At 63.6% G+C, this 15,714-nt stretch carries 19 protein-coding genes; 7 read left to right on the forward strand and 12 right to left on the reverse strand.

Annotation, left to right across the window (positions count from 1 at the left end; translation table 11 throughout):
* Positions 1-122: 122 nt before the first annotated feature.
* From CB0205_RS0106860 to CB0205_RS0106880, 5 genes are all read right to left on the reverse strand, one after another.
* Positions 123-1,073 carry a permease gene (locus CB0205_RS0106860; protein ID WP_010315842.1) on the reverse strand — a complete coding sequence of 317 codons (951 nt, stop codon included), beginning with the start codon at positions 1,071-1,073 and terminating at the stop codon, positions 123-125.
* A gap of 23 nt (positions 1,074-1,096) precedes the next feature.
* A complete protein-coding gene (locus CB0205_RS0106865) occupies positions 1,097-1,555 on the reverse strand; it encodes a M23 family metallopeptidase (RefSeq protein WP_010315844.1) in 459 nt (152 codons plus the stop codon).
* Positions 1,556-1,638: 83 nt separating this feature from the next.
* Positions 1,639-2,067: a hypothetical protein gene (locus tag CB0205_RS0106870; protein WP_010315846.1), complete on the reverse strand. Its 429-nt coding sequence runs from the start codon at positions 2,065-2,067 to the stop codon at positions 1,639-1,641.
* A gap of 4 nt (positions 2,068-2,071) precedes the next feature.
* Positions 2,072-2,299, reverse strand: a complete 228-nt coding sequence (locus CB0205_RS14385) for a DUF3721 domain-containing protein (RefSeq protein WP_010315849.1) — start codon at positions 2,297-2,299, stop codon at positions 2,072-2,074.
* 59 nt (positions 2,300-2,358) lie between these two features.
* Positions 2,359-2,823, reverse strand: a complete 465-nt coding sequence (locus CB0205_RS0106880) for a 6-carboxytetrahydropterin synthase (protein WP_010315850.1) — start codon at positions 2,821-2,823, stop codon at positions 2,359-2,361.
* Between the two features lie 45 nt (positions 2,824-2,868).
* Here CB0205_RS0106880 and hisIE point away from each other — a divergent pair, with 45 nt between their 5' ends.
* Positions 2,869-3,564, forward strand: a complete 696-nt coding sequence (gene hisIE / locus CB0205_RS0106885; protein ID WP_010315852.1) for a bifunctional phosphoribosyl-AMP cyclohydrolase/phosphoribosyl-ATP diphosphatase HisIE — start codon at positions 2,869-2,871, stop codon at positions 3,562-3,564.
* On the opposite strand, the gene CB0205_RS0106890 is transcribed toward hisIE, so the two are convergent.
* The 4 genes from CB0205_RS0106890 to CB0205_RS0106905 are packed head-to-tail and all read right to left on the reverse strand — an operon-like array spanning position 3,561 to position 8,939.
* A complete protein-coding gene (locus CB0205_RS0106890; RefSeq protein ID WP_010315854.1) occupies positions 3,561-4,646 on the reverse strand; it encodes an efflux RND transporter periplasmic adaptor subunit in 1,086 nt (361 codons plus the stop codon). The two genes, hisIE and CB0205_RS0106890, sit on opposite strands and share 4 nt — an antisense overlap.
* The gene (locus CB0205_RS0106895; RefSeq protein WP_043705656.1) at positions 4,639-7,782 is read right to left on the reverse strand and encodes an efflux RND transporter permease subunit; all 3,144 of its coding nucleotides are present in this window, start codon (positions 7,780-7,782) and stop codon (positions 4,639-4,641) included. The genes CB0205_RS0106890 and CB0205_RS0106895 overlap by 8 nt, the downstream gene beginning before the upstream one ends.
* On the reverse strand, positions 7,779-8,432 hold the full coding sequence (locus CB0205_RS0106900; protein ID WP_071777951.1) for a peptidase: 654 nt from the start codon (positions 8,430-8,432) through the stop codon (positions 7,779-7,781). The genes CB0205_RS0106895 and CB0205_RS0106900 overlap by 4 nt, the downstream gene beginning before the upstream one ends.
* Before the next feature lie 9 nt (positions 8,433-8,441).
* A complete protein-coding gene (locus CB0205_RS0106905) occupies positions 8,442-8,939 on the reverse strand; it encodes a DUF2214 family protein (protein ID WP_010315862.1) in 498 nt (165 codons plus the stop codon).
* Positions 8,940-9,133: 194 nt separating this feature from the next.
* Between CB0205_RS0106905 and CB0205_RS0106910 the strand changes: the two genes are divergently transcribed.
* Genes CB0205_RS0106910 through CB0205_RS0106925 form a run of 5 tightly spaced genes read left to right on the forward strand, consistent with a single transcriptional unit; the run spans position 9,134 to position 11,586 of the window.
* Entirely contained in the window at positions 9,134-10,069 is a 936-nt protein-coding gene (locus CB0205_RS0106910) for an RNA polymerase sigma factor RpoD/SigA (protein WP_010315864.1), read from the forward strand.
* 44 nt (positions 10,070-10,113) lie between these two features.
* Positions 10,114-10,479: a YkvA family protein gene (locus tag CB0205_RS0106915; protein ID WP_010315866.1), complete on the forward strand. Its 366-nt coding sequence runs from the start codon at positions 10,114-10,116 to the stop codon at positions 10,477-10,479.
* A complete protein-coding gene (locus CB0205_RS0106920; RefSeq protein ID WP_010315868.1) occupies positions 10,479-10,808 on the forward strand; it encodes a hypothetical protein in 330 nt (109 codons plus the stop codon). Before CB0205_RS0106915 ends, CB0205_RS0106920 begins: the two co-directional genes overlap by 1 nt.
* Before the next feature lie 47 nt (positions 10,809-10,855).
* Positions 10,856-11,101: a hypothetical protein gene (locus CB0205_RS15280; RefSeq protein WP_010315870.1), complete on the forward strand. Its 246-nt coding sequence runs from the start codon at positions 10,856-10,858 to the stop codon at positions 11,099-11,101.
* The gene (locus CB0205_RS0106925; protein WP_010315872.1) at positions 11,098-11,586 is read left to right on the forward strand and encodes a phosphate-starvation-inducible PsiE family protein; all 489 of its coding nucleotides are present in this window, start codon (positions 11,098-11,100) and stop codon (positions 11,584-11,586) included. Before CB0205_RS15280 ends, CB0205_RS0106925 begins: the two co-directional genes overlap by 4 nt.
* Here CB0205_RS0106925 and CB0205_RS0106930 read toward each other — a convergent pair.
* Positions 11,522-12,055 carry a Nif11 domain/cupin domain-containing protein gene (locus CB0205_RS0106930; RefSeq protein ID WP_010315874.1) on the reverse strand — a complete coding sequence of 178 codons (534 nt, stop codon included), beginning with the start codon at positions 12,053-12,055 and terminating at the stop codon, positions 11,522-11,524. The genes CB0205_RS0106925 and CB0205_RS0106930 overlap by 65 nt on opposite strands.
* Entirely contained in the window at positions 12,055-12,528 is a 474-nt protein-coding gene (locus CB0205_RS14390) for a GNAT family N-acetyltransferase (protein ID WP_010315877.1), read from the reverse strand. Before CB0205_RS14390 ends, CB0205_RS0106930 begins: the two co-directional genes overlap by 1 nt.
* A 120-nt stretch (positions 12,529-12,648) precedes the next feature.
* On the opposite strand from CB0205_RS14390, the gene CB0205_RS0106940 reads away from it, so the two are divergent.
* The gene (locus tag CB0205_RS0106940) at positions 12,649-13,014 is read left to right on the forward strand and encodes an AbrB family transcriptional regulator (protein ID WP_010315879.1); all 366 of its coding nucleotides are present in this window, start codon (positions 12,649-12,651) and stop codon (positions 13,012-13,014) included.
* A 9-nt stretch (positions 13,015-13,023) separates the two neighbouring features.
* Here CB0205_RS0106940 and CB0205_RS0106945 read toward each other — a convergent pair whose 3' ends face one another.
* Positions 13,024-15,711 (reverse strand): AAA family ATPase, encoded by a 2,688-nt coding sequence (locus tag CB0205_RS0106945; protein ID WP_010315881.1) that lies wholly within the window; start codon positions 15,709-15,711, stop codon positions 13,024-13,026.
* Positions 15,712-15,714: the final 3 nt, after the last annotated feature.

Below are 15,714 nucleotides of genomic sequence, written 5' to 3' on the forward strand. Positions count from 1 at the left end.
GAGGGCGAAACCGCAGAGCCCCACCAGGGGATGGAAGGCGCCCCTGAGCAGAAGGTCCAGTCGCCCGGTCAGGGTGCTCAGCACCAGGGCGGCTCCCCAGAGCCCCAAGGTCAGCGGTCGGATCAGAGCAGCCAAAGGTTGACCCATTGCCCCAGTAGCAACACAACAACACTGGCTCCAATCGCGGTGATGGCGATCGCTTTGGGCCGCATGATCACGCCAAATAGGCCCAGCAATTTGAGGTCCACCACCGGGCCCAACACCAGAAAGGCCAGCAGCGCGCCCGGTGTGATTTGAGCGGCGAAGCCCAGCGCCAGAAAGGCGTCCACGCTCGAGCAGACCGAAATCACCACGGCCATCAACATCAAGCTGAGGATCGAGAGGGTCGGCGCACCTCCAACCGCCAGAAGCCAGCTGCGAGGAAGCAGGGTTTGGACGGTGGCGGCGATCAAGCTGCCGAGGATCAGCAAGACCGCCAGGTTGAGAAACTCCCTAGAGCTGTGCTCGAGCACCGTCCTCAGGCTGGGCCGACTGGGATCCGCTCGAGGAGGCGTGGGTGTTCCAAGAACACCGCTTTTGCGTTCGAGCAGGCTGGCTTCCGCCAGGGGCTGGCTGAGACGGCGCTCGGCCAGCAGGCTCCTTTCCAGAAGCTGTCCCTCAGGTAGACGCTGCAGTACGCCTGAGAGGACCACCGCCACCAACAGGGCCCCCAGGGGGCGAGCGGCGATCAACCAGGGCTGATCGGGAAAGGCCGCCCAGGTGCTGGCCAGCACAATGGGGTTCAGGACCGGGGCCGCGAACAAAAAGCCCAGTGCCGATCCCATCGAAGCGCCGCCGGCGAGCAGCCGCCTGGCCACAGGGACATTGCCGCACTCGCAGGCCGGCAGCGCAAAGCCCAGGGCTGCACCGCTGAGGGGCGCCAAGATCGGCTGGTCCGGCAGCTGCTGCAGCCAACGCCCACCCGGTGCGATCCAGCGCGCCAAGCCAGCAATCAGCACCCCGATGAAGAGAAAGGGCAGGGCCTCAATCAGAAGCCCTTGGAAGATCGCCCAAATCGTCGCGATTCGAGCCAAGGGCGCTTGCTACCTCTGAAGCTTCAGTCTCGCCCAATCAGCGCGGCGGCGGAACCACCTGTTCCCTTGCTCGCTGTAGACGGAGGAGCTTGCTCTTGCGCGACCTCGCTGTAGAAGCTGGTGTCCAGGTTGCTCAGCAGTGCGGGGCGGTTGGTCTCGAAGTGCAGGTGGGGCCCGGTGGTCCAGGCGCCGCTGTTGCCGCAATGGCCAATCAGGTCGCCCCGCTTGTAGGTCCCGGGCGCTTGGGCGCTGTGCAGATGGCTGTAGCTGGTCTCTAGACCGTTGTTGCCCACGAGCACCACGGTGTTGCCGTGGGTGTGGCTGCGGATCACGCTGGCCACTCCGTCGTGGGCGGCGCGCACCGGTGTTCCGACCGCACAGGCGATGTCCAGGGCCGGGTGCTCGGCGTGGGCGTCTTGGGTCACAACCCCTGGCATGGGATTCAGCAACTGCAGCGCGGGGACCAGGAGTGCGACGGGCAAGAAAAAGCTTTCGTGAAATAGAAAGCGAATCTTAAGTTACGACCCCTGAGACTTGAATGTCGTCTATGCGACAGGTTCGGGTTTCAGTCCGGATGTGCGCTGCAGGGCATCCAGAGGTCTCCCATGGCATGGGCTCCTTCGCAGCCCAATTCATGGGCTTTCTCCAGGGCAATCTGCCGGCTGGGGTAAGCCATCAACTGTTCCTGCGGGGGCGTGCTGCTGTGGTGTTGATGCCCGCTGCTCGGGCTCAACGTCCAGATCCCCATGGCGCTCAGACCTGCCACGGCGACACCCATCCCCACCACGCAGGCGTTCACAACGCCCATGCCAACAACGCCGAGACTCAGAACGCCCATCGGCACAACGCCGATGCTGACGACGCCCATGGGCACGATGCCGATGGAGATGATCCCCAACGGGGCAATCCCAACGGCCACCAGTTTTGGCGTTCCGCCGCATTGGGAGCCCTGTTCGATGGCCAGCTTCTCTTTGATCAGTGTTGGGGTGGCCATCGGTTCAGTGGTTCATCGGCTGTTTGTTCCCTGATGGGTGCTTCTCACAGGGCATCCACTGATTACCCATGCGGTGGGCACCGCTGCAGTTGAAATGCTCTTTGGCGGCCTGCTCAGCGGCTTCATGGGTTGGATAGAGCGCTGGCACTCCTTCTGCCCCAGCTGGGGCAGGGATGGCCAAGGTCAGCAGCAATCCGCAGACCAGTTGGATGCGAAGAAGGCTTGGCCGCACTTCAGGGATTGCGCCAGACGCTGGACCCTAAAGGCAATCCATGGGGCTGGATGGTCGTCTTAAGCAGTCCGAAACCAAGTGGGGACGGCGGCGTAGCAGGCGGCGTTCTTCTCGTTTTCACGGGACTCGACCTTCCAGCAACAGCTGCGGCCGCCATCACGGGCCTTCAATAGCTTGTTGGCCCAGTCCCAGACCAGGGCTGCGCTGGCTTCCATGCCGACGTTCTCCATCACCCGTAGATCCAGGGCCCCCTGCTCATGCAGGGATTGCCATTGCGCCAGCAGCGGGTCATCCGCATTGACCAAAAAGGTGTGGTCAAACTGCTGCCTCAGTTGCTTCTCCAGTTCGCTCAGGCTCGAGAAATCCACCACGAAGCCGTTTTCATCCAGCTCCTCGGCCTGGAACCAAAAACAAAAGCTGCGGCTGTAGCCGTGCACAAAGCGGCAATGGCCGCTGTGCCTCCACTGCCGGTGGCAACAGGGGTAGCCGCTAAAGGTTTTGCTGCAGGTGTAGGCGGCGGTCATCCCCGGTGAATGCTGGATGTGGGTCTTGAGGGAGGATCGGGGTAGATGGATCGGCAGCCCTTGCAGGCATCATTTCAGGCCCCAGATCCGGCCTTCATTCGCTCCCTTCGTTTTAACGAGGCCGGCCTGATCCCGGCGGTGGCTCAGGACTGGCTCGACGGGGCGGTCCTGATGGTCGCCTGGATGAACCACGAGGCGATTGAGCGCAGCTTGGCCACGGGCGAAGTGCACTACTGGAGTCGCTCCCGCCAGGAGCTTTGGCACAAAGGTGCCACCAGTGGCCATACCCAGGCCCTGCGCGGCCTGCGCTACGACTGCGATGCCGACGTGCTGCTGCTCACGATTGAGCAGCGCGGCGATGTGGCCTGCCACACCGGAGCGCGCAGTTGCTTCTACGACGATGGACCGAGCCCGACGGCTGGTGGTGCTGGCGCCGCTCCCCCGCCCGCCGATGTCTGCACGGAATTGATGCGGGTGATCGAAGGACGCCGTGACCAGCCGGAACCCGGCAGCTACACCAACAAGTTGCTCGAGGGCGGCGACAACCGGATCCTCAAAAAAATCGGTGAGGAGAGCGCCGAGTTCGTGATGGCCTGCAAGGACAACAGTCCTGAGGAGATGGCGGGTGAGGCGGCCGACATCGTCTTTCACCTGCAGGTTGCTTTGGCCCATCACGGCGTGAGCTGGCGCCGGGTGCAGGAGGTCTTGGCCTCCCGCCGGGGTGCTCCGCGCCGCGACTAGGGCTGTTTGAGTCGAACGGGGCTCCCATGGCGGAGCCCGCTGCCGTTGCTCAGGATCACCCGATCGGTGGCCGAGAGGCCTTTGAGGACCGGATAGCGATCCCCCTGCAGGGGACCCAGGGTGACGCTGCGCTGCAGCGCCACGTTGCTGCCCGCCGGTAGGCGCTCAATGGTCGCCAACGGCGTTTTGCCCGGGTCTTTTTTCCATTGGGCAGGGGTGCCGACGACGAAGACGAAGGTCTGGCCGAATTGGCGCGTGACCGCCTCAAACGGAATGGCCAGGTGACGCTCCGCGCCAATGATCAAACGGGTCCGCAGCCGCTGCCCGTCGCGGAGCATGCCCTGGGGGTTCTCGATCTTGGCCTTGGCCAGCAGGGTCTGACTTTTGGCGTTGATGTTGGGATCGATCATCGTCACCCTCCCCTTGGCGACGGGCCGCTGCCCTTGACCATCGAGCAGTTGCACCAGCTGCCCGCTGGCGAGCCGGTTCGCCTGGCCGGCCGGAACGTCGATCCGGGCCTGCAGGGCTTCGTTGCGGATGATCCGGCTAAAGGGGCTTCCGGCCTGGAGCACATCCCCCGCCTTGACGCTCAGATCGCTGATCACGCCAGCGATTGGTGCCCTGACGTCCTTGTAGGAAAGATCCGCCAGTTTCGCCGTTAGGGCTTGGCGCGAGCCGATCGCTTTGGCTTCGAATTCATCGCGCTGCAGGGCGGTTGCCGCCCCTTCCTGGGCCAAGCCGGCCAGTCGCTCAAAGGCCAGTTGGTCGCTTTTGCTTTGGGCCTGCAGGGCTGAAACGTCCGCTTTGAGCTGGGTTTGATCGAGAACCAGCAGCAGTTGCCCGGCCTCAACGGGCTGACCGGATTGGACCAGGACCCGTTGGATTCGTCCACCGGCCTGGGCCGCCAGCTCGATTTCATCGGTGGCCTCCAAGGTGCTGACGGTGTCGATGCTTTGCACGAACACCTCCCGCTCCAGTGGAGCGGCAGTGACCTTCTGCGGCGGACGCCCAGTCGAGCTGCCGCAGCCGCAGAGTGCGAGTAATCCAAGGGCGGCCAGACCTGGCCAGAGTGCTTTAGCCATGGCTCCTCCGGGCTTTGAGCTCGAGCTCCCAGCCCTTGATCAACCTGTAGCTACTGGGCACGACAAATAGGCTCAAAACGGTGGCCACCAGTAGGCCAAAGAACACCACAGTGCCGATGCTGATGCGGCTGCTGGCGCTACTGCCGCTGGCCAGCAGCAGGGGCAGAAATCCCGCCAGGGAGGAGATGGCCGTCAGCAGGATCGGCCGCAGCCGAGAGCGGGCGGAGTCGCGGATGGCCTGGTCCAGGTTCAGTCCCTCCCGCAACCGTTGATTGGCAAATTCCACGATCAAGATTCCGTTTTTGGCGGCCAGGGCCACCAGGACCAGCAGTCCCATCTGGCCATAGACATCCAGGGGCAGACCGCGCAGCACCAGGCCGCCCAGCGCTCCAAGCAGGGCCAGGGGAACGGTGATCAAGATGATGAACGGGTCCAGCAGGTTCTCGTAGAGCCCGGCCAGCACCAGCGCCATGACCAAGACCGCCAGGGAAAAGACCCTGACGGTGCTGCCGCCGGAGCGTTTCTCTTCCTCCGCCAGACCGGTCCAGGCCAGGTCTGTTCGCCGTCCCCCCAGTTGCCCCTGCAGCCGCTCGAGCTCGGCCATGGCTTGGCCGGTGCTGACCCCCGAGGCCGGTAGGGCACGAATGCTGATGGAGCGCACCAGGCGGCTGTGGTTGATCGTGCTGGCCCCACTGGAGGCCTCCACGCGCACCAACTGGCCAACGGGGATCAGGGTTCCTGATTTGGCGCGCACCTGCAGGGCGAGGACGTCGTCGAGGTTGCGCCGGCCCTCTCCATCCAGCTGCACAATCACCCGGCGGACCTGATCGCCCTCAAAGCTGTCGTTGACATAGCTACTGCCCAGGCTGGCCTGGAGGGTGCTGACCAGTTGGCTCAGTTCCACGCCGAGGGAGGCCATCTGCAGGCGATCGGGCTCCAGCCGCAGGAGCGGGGAATCGGCGCTGAAGCGGGTGGAGACCCGCTCAAACAATCCGCTGGCATTGGCCGTTTGGATCAGGCGTTGGGCCTCGCCCGCAAATTGCTGCAGCGAGAACTGCCCGTTGCTGGTGTCCAGCAGCTCGAGCTCCAATCCCCCTTCGCTGCTGAAGCCGCGCACGCTGGGGGGCTGGCTGACGATCACCGTGGCGCCAGTGATTGTCTTGCGTAGTTGGCGGTTGAGCCGTTTGGCCACCGCCTCGGTGCTGGGGCGTCCAGGCCCCCGCTCGCCGATCGGCTGAAGCCGCAGGAAGAGCAGTCCCTTGTTGGGGGTGCTGTCCCCAAAGGAACGGCCGGCATAGAAGTTGCCGGTTCGAATCGCGGGGTCCGCCTCCGCCAGCTCTTGGACCTGTTGCATCACCGCCTCGGTGCGCTGCAGGGAGAGCCCCTCCGGCAGCACAACAACCCCCCGCAGTTGGCCGTTGTCCTCCTGGGGAATGAAGGCCGTCGGTCTCCAGCTCAGGCCCAGGGCCGTCACCAAAAGGCCCACCAGGACGCTGGCCATGACGCGGCGCCGCAGCTTGAGGGAGCCCTCGAGCCAGCGGCCGTAGGGGGATTCCAAGGATTCCAGCCAGCGCCGGGGCGGATCAATCCAGCGCAGTAGCCAGGCGGGCTCGCGTTGTTCCGCGTGGAGCAGGCGGCTGGCCGCCACCGGCGTGAAGCTGATGGCGTTAAACGTCGAGACCGCAATGGCGGCACTGATGCTGATGGCGATGGGCGCGTAGAGCCGGCCCACGCTTCCCTCCAGCCCGATCACCGGCAGGAAGACCACCACCAGCACCAGGGAGGTCGCCACCACCGCCCCACCGAGCTCCGCCATGGATTCGCGGGCGGCGGCCAAGGGGGAGGCCCCCGCTTCCAGCCGCCGTCCGATGTCCTCACTGACGACGATGGCGTCGTCGACCACCAGGCCCGAGGCCAGCACCATCCCAAACAGGCTGAGGGTGTTGATGGAGCCGCCGGCCAGCTTGATCAGGCTGATCGACCCCAACAGAGAGACCGGAACCGCCAGGGCGCTGATCAGGGCTAGACGGCTGTTGCCAAGCCCCAGCAGCAGGGCAAGAAACACCAGCAGCACCGCATCCCGGAGGCTGCCGGCGGTCTCACCAATGCTGGTGCGAATCGTCTCGGCTTCGTTGACGATCAGCTGCAGATCAATGCCAGGGGGAATGTCCGGCTGGAGCTCCGCTAAGGCCTGCTCCACCGCCTCGCTGACCGCCAGGGCATTGGTGCCATCCCGCTGGTAGACGCCAATGGCCACAGCGCTGCTGCCCTGGAGGTTCGTGGCGATGGCGTCATAGCTCTCACTGCCCAGACCCACGCGGCCGATGTCCCTCAGCAGCACGACTCCGCCTTCGGGGCCCTCGCCGACCACCAGTTGCTCGAGTTCTTCGCTGCTGCGCAGCCGGCCCTCCATCTCGAGCGGGAGGGTGGTGGCCTGCCCCGGGGGCATGGGCGCTTCGCCGGTTTGTCCCAGTGCGGCTAGGACGTTCTGGGCCTGCAGGGCCCGCTCGACATCGTTGATCGTCAGTTGACGCTCTAGCAGTGCCGCGGGGTTGAGCCAGAGCCGGAAGGCCAACGGGCTCCCGCCAAACAGACGCACATCACCAACCCCCTCGACCCGCTGGAGCCGCTGCTGCACCACCTGGCTGACCCAGCCATTGAGGAACTGCGGGGTGTAGCGCTTCGGATCCGCGCTGAAGCTCAGGACCATTAAGAGGTCATCGGAGCTGCGCCTGACCTGCACGCCCAGGCGAGCGACCTGGGCTGGTAGCCGCCGCAGCACCTGGGCGATTTCGTTCTGGGTGTTGACCTGATTGAGTTCGGGGGAGCCGCCGCGGAAGTTCAGCCGGATGCTGCTGCCACTGCTGCTGCTGCTGGAGCGGATGCTCTCGAGCCGCTCGAGTCCGTTGAGCTGCTGCTCGATTAAGGCGGTCACCCCCTGCTCCACCACCTCGGGGCTGCCGCCCGGGTAGGAGCTGCGGACACTGACCCGTCCGGGGGCAATGCTCGGCAGGTTCTCGACCTTCAGGCCGCTCAAGCTCAGGGCTCCCATGAGCAGCAGCAGCAGACTCAGCACCAAGCTGAATACGGGCCGTCTCAAGAACAGGTCTGAGAGGGTCCGCCTGGGCGGAGTCATGGCTGGGTGCTGGGCTGATCAGCCTGGGTCAAACCGGGCTGTTCTTGCAACCACTTCAGGGTGGCTTGATCCCTGGGGCTCAGCTCCAGGACCGGGACCGCTCCGGCCTTGACCGCCAGCGCATCGCCGGCGTGGTCGCTATGGCCCCAGAGACCAAAGGCATGGCCCAATTCATGCAGGCTGGTGGCCTGAATGGCCGTTTGCGCTTGCCCGGGGCTGATCAGCACCGTCACCAGCGGCTCGAGGGACCAGCGCTGATCCCGGCGGACCTCACGCAACTGAAGCAGGGCCCGTCCATTGCTGGCGCGGTTATTCAGCAGGGGAGGCCGACGCCGCTCCACCAGAACGTGGGCCCGCAGCGGCTCGGTGACCAGATGAATCGGCAGCTGGTCTTGCCAGGTGCCCAGGGCAGCCTGCACCGCCTGATGCCAGCGCTGCTGCCAAATCGCCCCAGGCCCCTGGGTGGTCACGGGCTCCACCCAGACGCACCACTGCTTGCGATGGGGCCAGCCTGCGGGTGTGGTCTTGAGACGACTGCTGTAGCCAGCGCTGCTGGCGGTGGTCAGGACCGGCTCGATCAAGAGCGGCCCCTGGCCGGACCAGGGGCGCACCTCAGAGGCCAGTGGGCAGGCTGGAGGCGGTAGCTCCATTGCTTGGGGCTAACCAGGCAGGCCGACGCCCCGGGCCATCAAGGTGGCCAGGAACGGAATCAGGGCAAAACCCACCAGTTCAATGTTGAGGATCCAGGCCAGCCGCTTGGCCAGGCCTTCGCTGACCTGGGGCAGTTCCCCTTTGCGCAGGGGGATGGCCCAGGTGATGTAGGTGATCGTGGGGTAGAGGGAGAGGCCACCCACGGAGAGGTAGAGGCCGACCTTCCACCAGAACAGAGGGTTCTCCGTATAGAACTCCGAGCCCTGTCCGAAGTACATCACCCGCAGGATCCCGCTCACCAGGAGGGCGAGGGCCGCCATTCCGTAGACCACATCGGTGATCACCATCAAGGTGGCGTCCTTGCGGTTGGGGTTGGGCTGGATCAGGCGACGCTCCAGCACGAGGGCGCCGAAGCAGAGCATGAAGCTCAGGTAGTGGACGTAGGCCACGCCCGCTCGGGTGAGAACGGTCGGTGCGATGTCGGCGATCAGAGCCGGGGCGGGCATGGCCTTGGACTGGATGGGGCCTCAGACCGTAGCGAGCGAGCGACTGAGCTGGTTTCGTTCAGGCTTTGGAAGCCAATCTGCAATTGGGAAATAAGTCTGAATTTGGGAAGCAATTTTGAAAGTTGGAAGCTTTTTAGTGGCTTTCTTTTTTGAGTCAAAAACCCCTTAGGTTCAAATCAGCAGAACGCGCAAACATGGCCAGCTCGCTGAGTGCTTTCTTGGGTGAAATTGGTCGTCACCAGTTGTTGACGCCAGAGCAAGAGCTGATGCTTGGCCGCAAGGTACAAGCCATGGTGCAGCTGCACGAGCGCTGCGCTATGGCTGGTGGTGTTGGTGAAGCCTGCAGCTACAACGACATCGAGAAGCGCACGATGCGTGTGGGCGAGCGGGCTAAAGATCAGATGATCACGGCCAACCTGCGCTTGGTGGTCAACCTGGCAAAGCGCTACCAGGGCAAGGGACTTGACCTGTTGGACCTGATTCAAGAGGGGACCCTGGGTCTGACCCGAGCCGTTGAGAAGTACGACCCCACCCGCGGCCACCGCTTCAGTACTTATGCCTACTGGTGGATTCGCCAGGGACTCAACCGTGCGCTCTCGACCCAAAGTCGCACGATTCGTATTCCTGTCAATGTCAACGAAAAACTGACACGTTTGCGGGCTGCAAAGGCGCGTTTGATGCAGCGCAATGGCATGGCGCCTAATTCACAACAGCTGGCCACAGCGTTGGGTTTGCCGCTCGATGAAATTGAGGATTTGCTCGGTTGTGAGCTCCGCAGCGTCACCGTCAGCCTGCAGGGCATCGTCAAATCCAAATCCGATCCCACGGAACTGGTGGATGTGCTTCCCAGTGAGGATCTGCCTCCCATGGAGCGCTGTGAACTGGCGGAGCGCAATGCCGCGGTTTGGAAGCTTCTGGATCAGTCCAACCTCACGCCGAAAGAGCGCACCGTCGTGATGCTGCGCTTTGGTCTCGATGGCAGCCATGAGTGGCGCACCCTCGCTGAGGTGGCCCGTCTCCTGGGCTGCAGTCGGGAGTACTGCCGTCAGGTGGTCCAGCGGGCCCTGCGGAAGCTGCGCAAAGTGGGGATCCAGAGCGGATTGGTCGACGTCAGTTCTGTCGTTCAGTAGGTCGGCCCCCACAATGGGGTCACCGCTTGAGGTGACACCAGCCCATGGCTGTCGATCCTGCTGCTCAACCCATTGATGCCCAAGTGCTGGGCAGCACCGAGGTCGATGAGGGCGCGCTGCGACGCCTCCTGCGTCGTGCAGGTCGCGCGATCGCGCGGCCTGCCATCGAATGCCTCGAGTTGTTGCTGGATTCCGGCACCCCGCCACAGGTTCGCCTGACGATGCTGGCGGCCCTGACCTATCTGCTGGTTCCGGTTGATTTGATCCCGGACTTCATCCCGGCGGCGGGCTTCAGCGATGACCTGGTGGCCTTGACCGCCCTGCTCGGTCTCTGCTCGAGTCACATGAGCGAACCCATTCGGATGCGGGCGCAGCGCAAACTGGATCGCTGGTTTCCCCCGACGCGCTGATGGCTGCTCTGACCTCTGAGCAGTTAGACGAACTGCAATCGTTCATCAAGGATTGGCTCCGCCATAGCGGCCGGACCCAGTCGGATCTGCGGCGAGCCCTGCGGGCGAGCTCGATTCGGATGCCGGTCCTGCTGGATGAGTTGGACCGCACCTACCGCCGTGACGGTTTGGTGGGCCTGGCCGAACGCCTCTGTGCCATTGAGGCGGTCTGGCAGAGCGAGGACCAAGGCGAGGTTGGTTCTGCCGATGCCGCTCCAGCCGTTGAGGACTCCCTCGGGCAATTGGATCTGCTCCTGGAAGAAATCCGACTGGAAGTCGGAGACGGCTGACGGAGGCCTGCACTCACGTCACAGTGGGTGCACGTTGCACCGTTGAGATGACCTGCGCGCGTTGGCTGGCTTGGGCGTCCGTTGCGGCCCTGGGTGCTGCAATGCCTTCGGCCGTTCATGCCCAGGCGGAGAGTTTCCTCTGGGGACCCGGCAGCAATGTGGGCCCCTCCACCACCGTGGAACCCAAGAACTGCGTGACGGCGGCCGACGGAAGTATCACCTGCGACACCAAGTTGGTGAACCCTCCGGGGGATACTCCGGCTAAGCCTCAGTACACGCCCTTTCGCAATTGAAGTCTCTGTTTTGTGATCGCGCGTTCCTGCGAGGAATCTCGGGTTTCGAACGCGCTCTGGCCAAGGTCCTCTCGGTCACCCTCACCGTGGTGTTGGTGGTCGCGACCCTTCAGCTCTTGATCTTTTTGGGCAGTGACCTGCTGGATTTGCAGGTCAATTGGACCGGTGAGGGCCTGGTGAGCCTGTTGGATCAGGTGCTGGTGATCCTGATTGCCCTGGAGGTGCTGCAGAACCTCACCGCTTACCTGCGGGAGCACGTGATTCAGATCGAATTAGTGCTGGTCACGGCCCTGACCGCAGTGTCCCGCAAGGTGATCGTTTCTCCCCCGGGGATGCAGAAGGACCCTGCGGTTCTGATTGGCTTGGGGGTGGCGATCCTCTCCCTCGCTGCCGCCTATTGGCTGGTGCGGCAATCCAACCTCAAGCGCCCACCGACCAGAACAGAGCTAGCCAGACCGTCCCAGGATTCGGGTCGGTTGCCGTAACCCGATGGCGGCGATGCGGCGCAATCATCAGGGCATCGCCGACGCAGAGGTCCCGCGGCTGCTCTTCGTCTTCAAAGTGCAGCGACGCACTTCCGCGCAGAACCAGAACCCATTCGCTCTCCTCTTGGTCGTACCAGCCCTCGGCTGGGCTGCTGGCCTGGCAGGAATGAATTCGCTCGAGGCGCCAGTTCTGTCCACTGGCGAGCACGTCGGTTTGTTCCTGGCCTGACTCCGGGCAGTCCCCCCGCAGCAGATTGGGTTGATCAGCGGGCCTGTCTGGCTGGGGGCTGCTGTCCCCCCAGCGCCGGCCGATGTCAAAGCCAAATTGGGCCGCCAGTTGGACCACATCGTGGTGGTTGCTGCAGCCTCTGAGGGCTTGCCGAAGCTCGGGCTGGGCTTCAGTCAAGGCCACGAAGGCATTGAGCTGTTGGATCTTCTGGAGGAACTGTTGGAGCTGGGCTTCGGCCATCAGCTCAGTATCGGTTTCAGCGTTTTGCCGAGGTTGAACCGCTCGAAGTGCACCCCGCGGATCAGGAGCTCTTCTCTCCAGCGGATCCGCCAGCCCAGCTTCAGCAGTAGAGGGGTGGAGATCAGGCTGGCTTCGGTGACGAGGAAGCCGAGCTTGTCCTCAGACGCTTCCGCCTCGATGGCCTCAATCAGGGCGCGTCCATGGCCCCGCTGTTGGTGTTCAGGATGGCAATAGAGCAGGGATAGGCGTTGGCTTGGATCCCGCAGGGCAAAGGCGAGGACGCCACCATCCGTTGCTTCGCTGGCCAGGGCGCGACCGCGCTCGAGCTGAAGTGCAAGTGCCGGACCTTGACTGGCCCAGGCTTCTTTTTGTGCCTGCGTGTACAGCTTCGGGTCGCAACTCAGGACGGCCTGCTGATAAATCGTGATCGCCGCAGAGTGCTCGTCCCTGCGTAATTCACGGATTCGATGCATCGAGGCCTTTGGTACTCAACTCCTTGCCGAATTCTGGCTTGGTTTGATCTTCATGGAGCTGGTGCCTAGTTAAACCGTGTTGTATGTTGAACGAGTATCTGGCTCAAGCCCTCTACCTCAATGCTCACCGGTTCCGATCTTCTGGCCAAAGTTAAAGAGCTTGGCGATGTAAGTAAGTCCGATATCGTCCGCGCTTGCGGTTATGTCTCCTCCAAGAAGGACGGCGGCGAGCGTCTGAACTTCACCGCTTTCTACGAAGCGCTTCTCGAGGCCAAGGGCGTTGAGCTGGGCGTGAGCAGCAAGGTCGGCAAGGGTGGCCGCAAGCTCAGCTACATCGCCACCGTTCAGGGCAACGGCAACCTGCTGATCGGTAAGGCCTACACCGCCATGCTGGATCTTCAGCCCGGTGACGAGTTCGAAATCAAGCTTGGCCGTAAGCAGATCCGTCTGATTCCCGCCGGCGGCAGCGACGAAGACGAAGAGTGATCGACAGCCCTAACGGCTGAGCGTGACCTCCACGCCATTGGCCTCCTCCAGCGATTGGAGGGGGCTTTTTTGTGCCCAGCCCAGAACGTTTTGATAGTCCTCGGGATGGCAGCTGAGCAGGATGATTTGAATCCCCTGCTCCATCCCCCGCTGCAACATTGCTTGCAATGGATCGAGACGTTGCCGATCGGTATTGGTAAAGGCGTCGTCGAAGACCAAGGGCAGGGCACCGTCATAGGCACCCATCAGGACTTCGGCCATGGCCAGTCGCAGCGCCCCTGCGAATTGTTCGCGCATGCCTCCACTGAGTCGCGCAAAGTCATAGGCCTGGCTGTCCTGCAGCAGTTGCAGTTGCTGGAAGCCCTGTTTGGGATTGAAGGCCAACAGGGCCTTCTCCTCGCCTCTCGGTAAGAGGGCCCCGAGGTAGGGGTTGAGGGCTGAACAGAGCGGTTCGCTGTAGCGATTGGCCAGCTCGGCCTGGGCCTGATGGAAGTGCTCCTGGAGTAGTTGCAGGGCGTTGGCTTCCCGTTCTTGCGTTTGGCGTTCCTGCTGGACGTTCTCCCAGCGGGCCTGGGCTAGCTCCAGTTGAGCACTGGGGTTTTGGGCTCCCAGGCTGGCGCAGCGCTGTTCGTTCTGCCCCCGCTCATTGAGGAGAAGCTCTTTCTCCTGGTTGAGCTGCTCGAGCAGTTGCAGGGCCCCAACGGATCCCTGGCGGTGTTGCTGCAGTGTTTTTCGTTCGCTCTCCATCGCCGCCAATACCGCTCGCCGCTCCTTGACGTCTTGCTCGAGGTGTTGGAGCTGCTCGACGCTCGCTGGGGTTGACTCTTGTTGCAGGCGTTGCTCGACCATCGCCAAGGAGCCGGCGAGTTGCTCGAGCCGATTGCGGCATTGCTCCAGCTGGCGGCTCTGGGCTTGCTCCTGTTGCCGCTGCTGCTGATGCTGTTGCAGCTGCTGATCGAGGGCGCTGCTTTGTTGCTGGATGGTCTGGCGTAGCTGCGTGTCCAGCTCTTCGAGTGCCGTTGGATCGCTGGGCAGTCCCTCCTGGCGATCGAGACTGATGGCTTGCTCCAGGTCCTGCTGGCGCGGGAGCAAGGCACTGAGACGTTCGCTCAGCCCGGACCAGGGGATGGCCTTGGCTGCGCTGCGAAGGTCGCTGAGATCCCGCTCCAGGCTGCGCCGTTGTTGCTCAATCGCCTCCGCGGCTTCGCTGTTGACGGCCCCGAGCTGCTGGGTTAACCGTTCGCAGTCTTGGCGGCAGCGCTCCAGCTGAGCCTGGGCCTGGGGCAGCGCGTCGCCGCCGCCGGGGCTCACCCGTAGGCGGACGGCAGCTCCAACCTGCAGTTCAGTGATGCTGTTGAGCTGGCGCTTCTCTCCGGCCTGGATCGCTTCACCGGCGAGCGTGATGGCCTGATCGCTTTGGAGCACTTCGATGCTGGTGGCCATGGCCTCCAGCCGCGCCTGGGCCTGGGCGAGGGCCTGCTCGGCGCGCCGCAGTCCGCGCACCTGTTCGGCATCGATCGGCGGCAGTTGGGACAGGGTTTGCTTGAGCCGGTTCGCTTCTGACTGCAGGCGGTTCATCTCCTGCTGGTGGGCTTCAAGCTGTTGGCGCTCCCTACGCAGTTGCAGGAGGTCGAGCCGCTGACGCACTCCCTCTTGCCGCGTCCGCAGGGTTTGCAGCTGTTGCTGAGCGGCTGCGATCTGCTGCTCCTGCTTCTGCTGCTGCTCTGTTTTGAGGGCGTCCTGTTCAAGTGCCTGCTTCAGCTGCTCTTGCAGCCGGAGTTGCTCTTGCTGCTGCTCCTGCTGGGTTCGCTTGAGTTCCTGCTGTTGTTTCTGCTGTTGCTCAAGGGTCTGGCGTTGCAGCAGCACCGGTTCAAGTTCCGCCTGCAGCAACTGCTGTTGCTGCTCCAGTTCCCGCTCTCTCAGTAAGGCGGGCCGCAGGTCCTGGTCAATGCAGTGGAGCCTCTCGGCGATGGCGCCCAGGCGCTCCATGGCTTGTTCGAGCTCGAGCAGTTGTTGTTTGGCCCCGTTCAGCTCCTCCAGGCACTCCTGTTCCCGTTGCAGCACTTGGGCGAGGGCTGATCCGGCCTTCACGCGCCCCGTCGGAGTGAACACCTGTCCCAGGCGCTGCTGGAGTTGCTCGACCACCTGGCGATCCAGGGGGGACTGCAGCGTTCCGAGATCGGTCTTGGATTGCAGCTGCTGGAGCAGTCGCTCGTAGTCGTAGCTCTCCGGCTTCCCCTCCAGGGGGTTGAAGCCTGCGTCCCCCTGCCGCACCCATAGGTGGGCCCAGCGCTCGGGCAGCTGCGCGATCCGCCTGCCTTCGACGGGACCCTCCAGGCCCAGCAGCCGCGCCAGCTCGTCTTCCGCTGCTGGACCACTGAGGGCCTGCCCTTTCTGGTTGCTCAGCTGACAGGTTCCCCCGGCACCAGCGAAGCGTTTGCGCAGGGTCCAGCGTTCTCCCTGGGCGGCAAAACAAAGCTCGACCTCCGGCAGGCCGCCATGGGTGCGTGAGCGCAGCTCCTCCACACCGCGCCCGGTGGCGGTGGAGCGCAGGAAGAGGGTTTTGTGGAGTGCCTCCACCAGGGTGCTTTTGCCCGATTCGTTGACCCCGCCGACCAGGGTCAGTTGGCGGCCAAAGTTGAGCTGGAGATCGAGGTGTTGACGGACCCGTTGCAGGCGGCAGGAGAGCAGGTGCATGGC

The sequence above is a fragment of the Synechococcus sp. CB0205 genome (assembly GCF_000179255.1).
In the GTDB taxonomy this organism is placed as follows: domain Bacteria; phylum Cyanobacteriota; class Cyanobacteriia; order PCC-6307; family Cyanobiaceae; genus Vulcanococcus.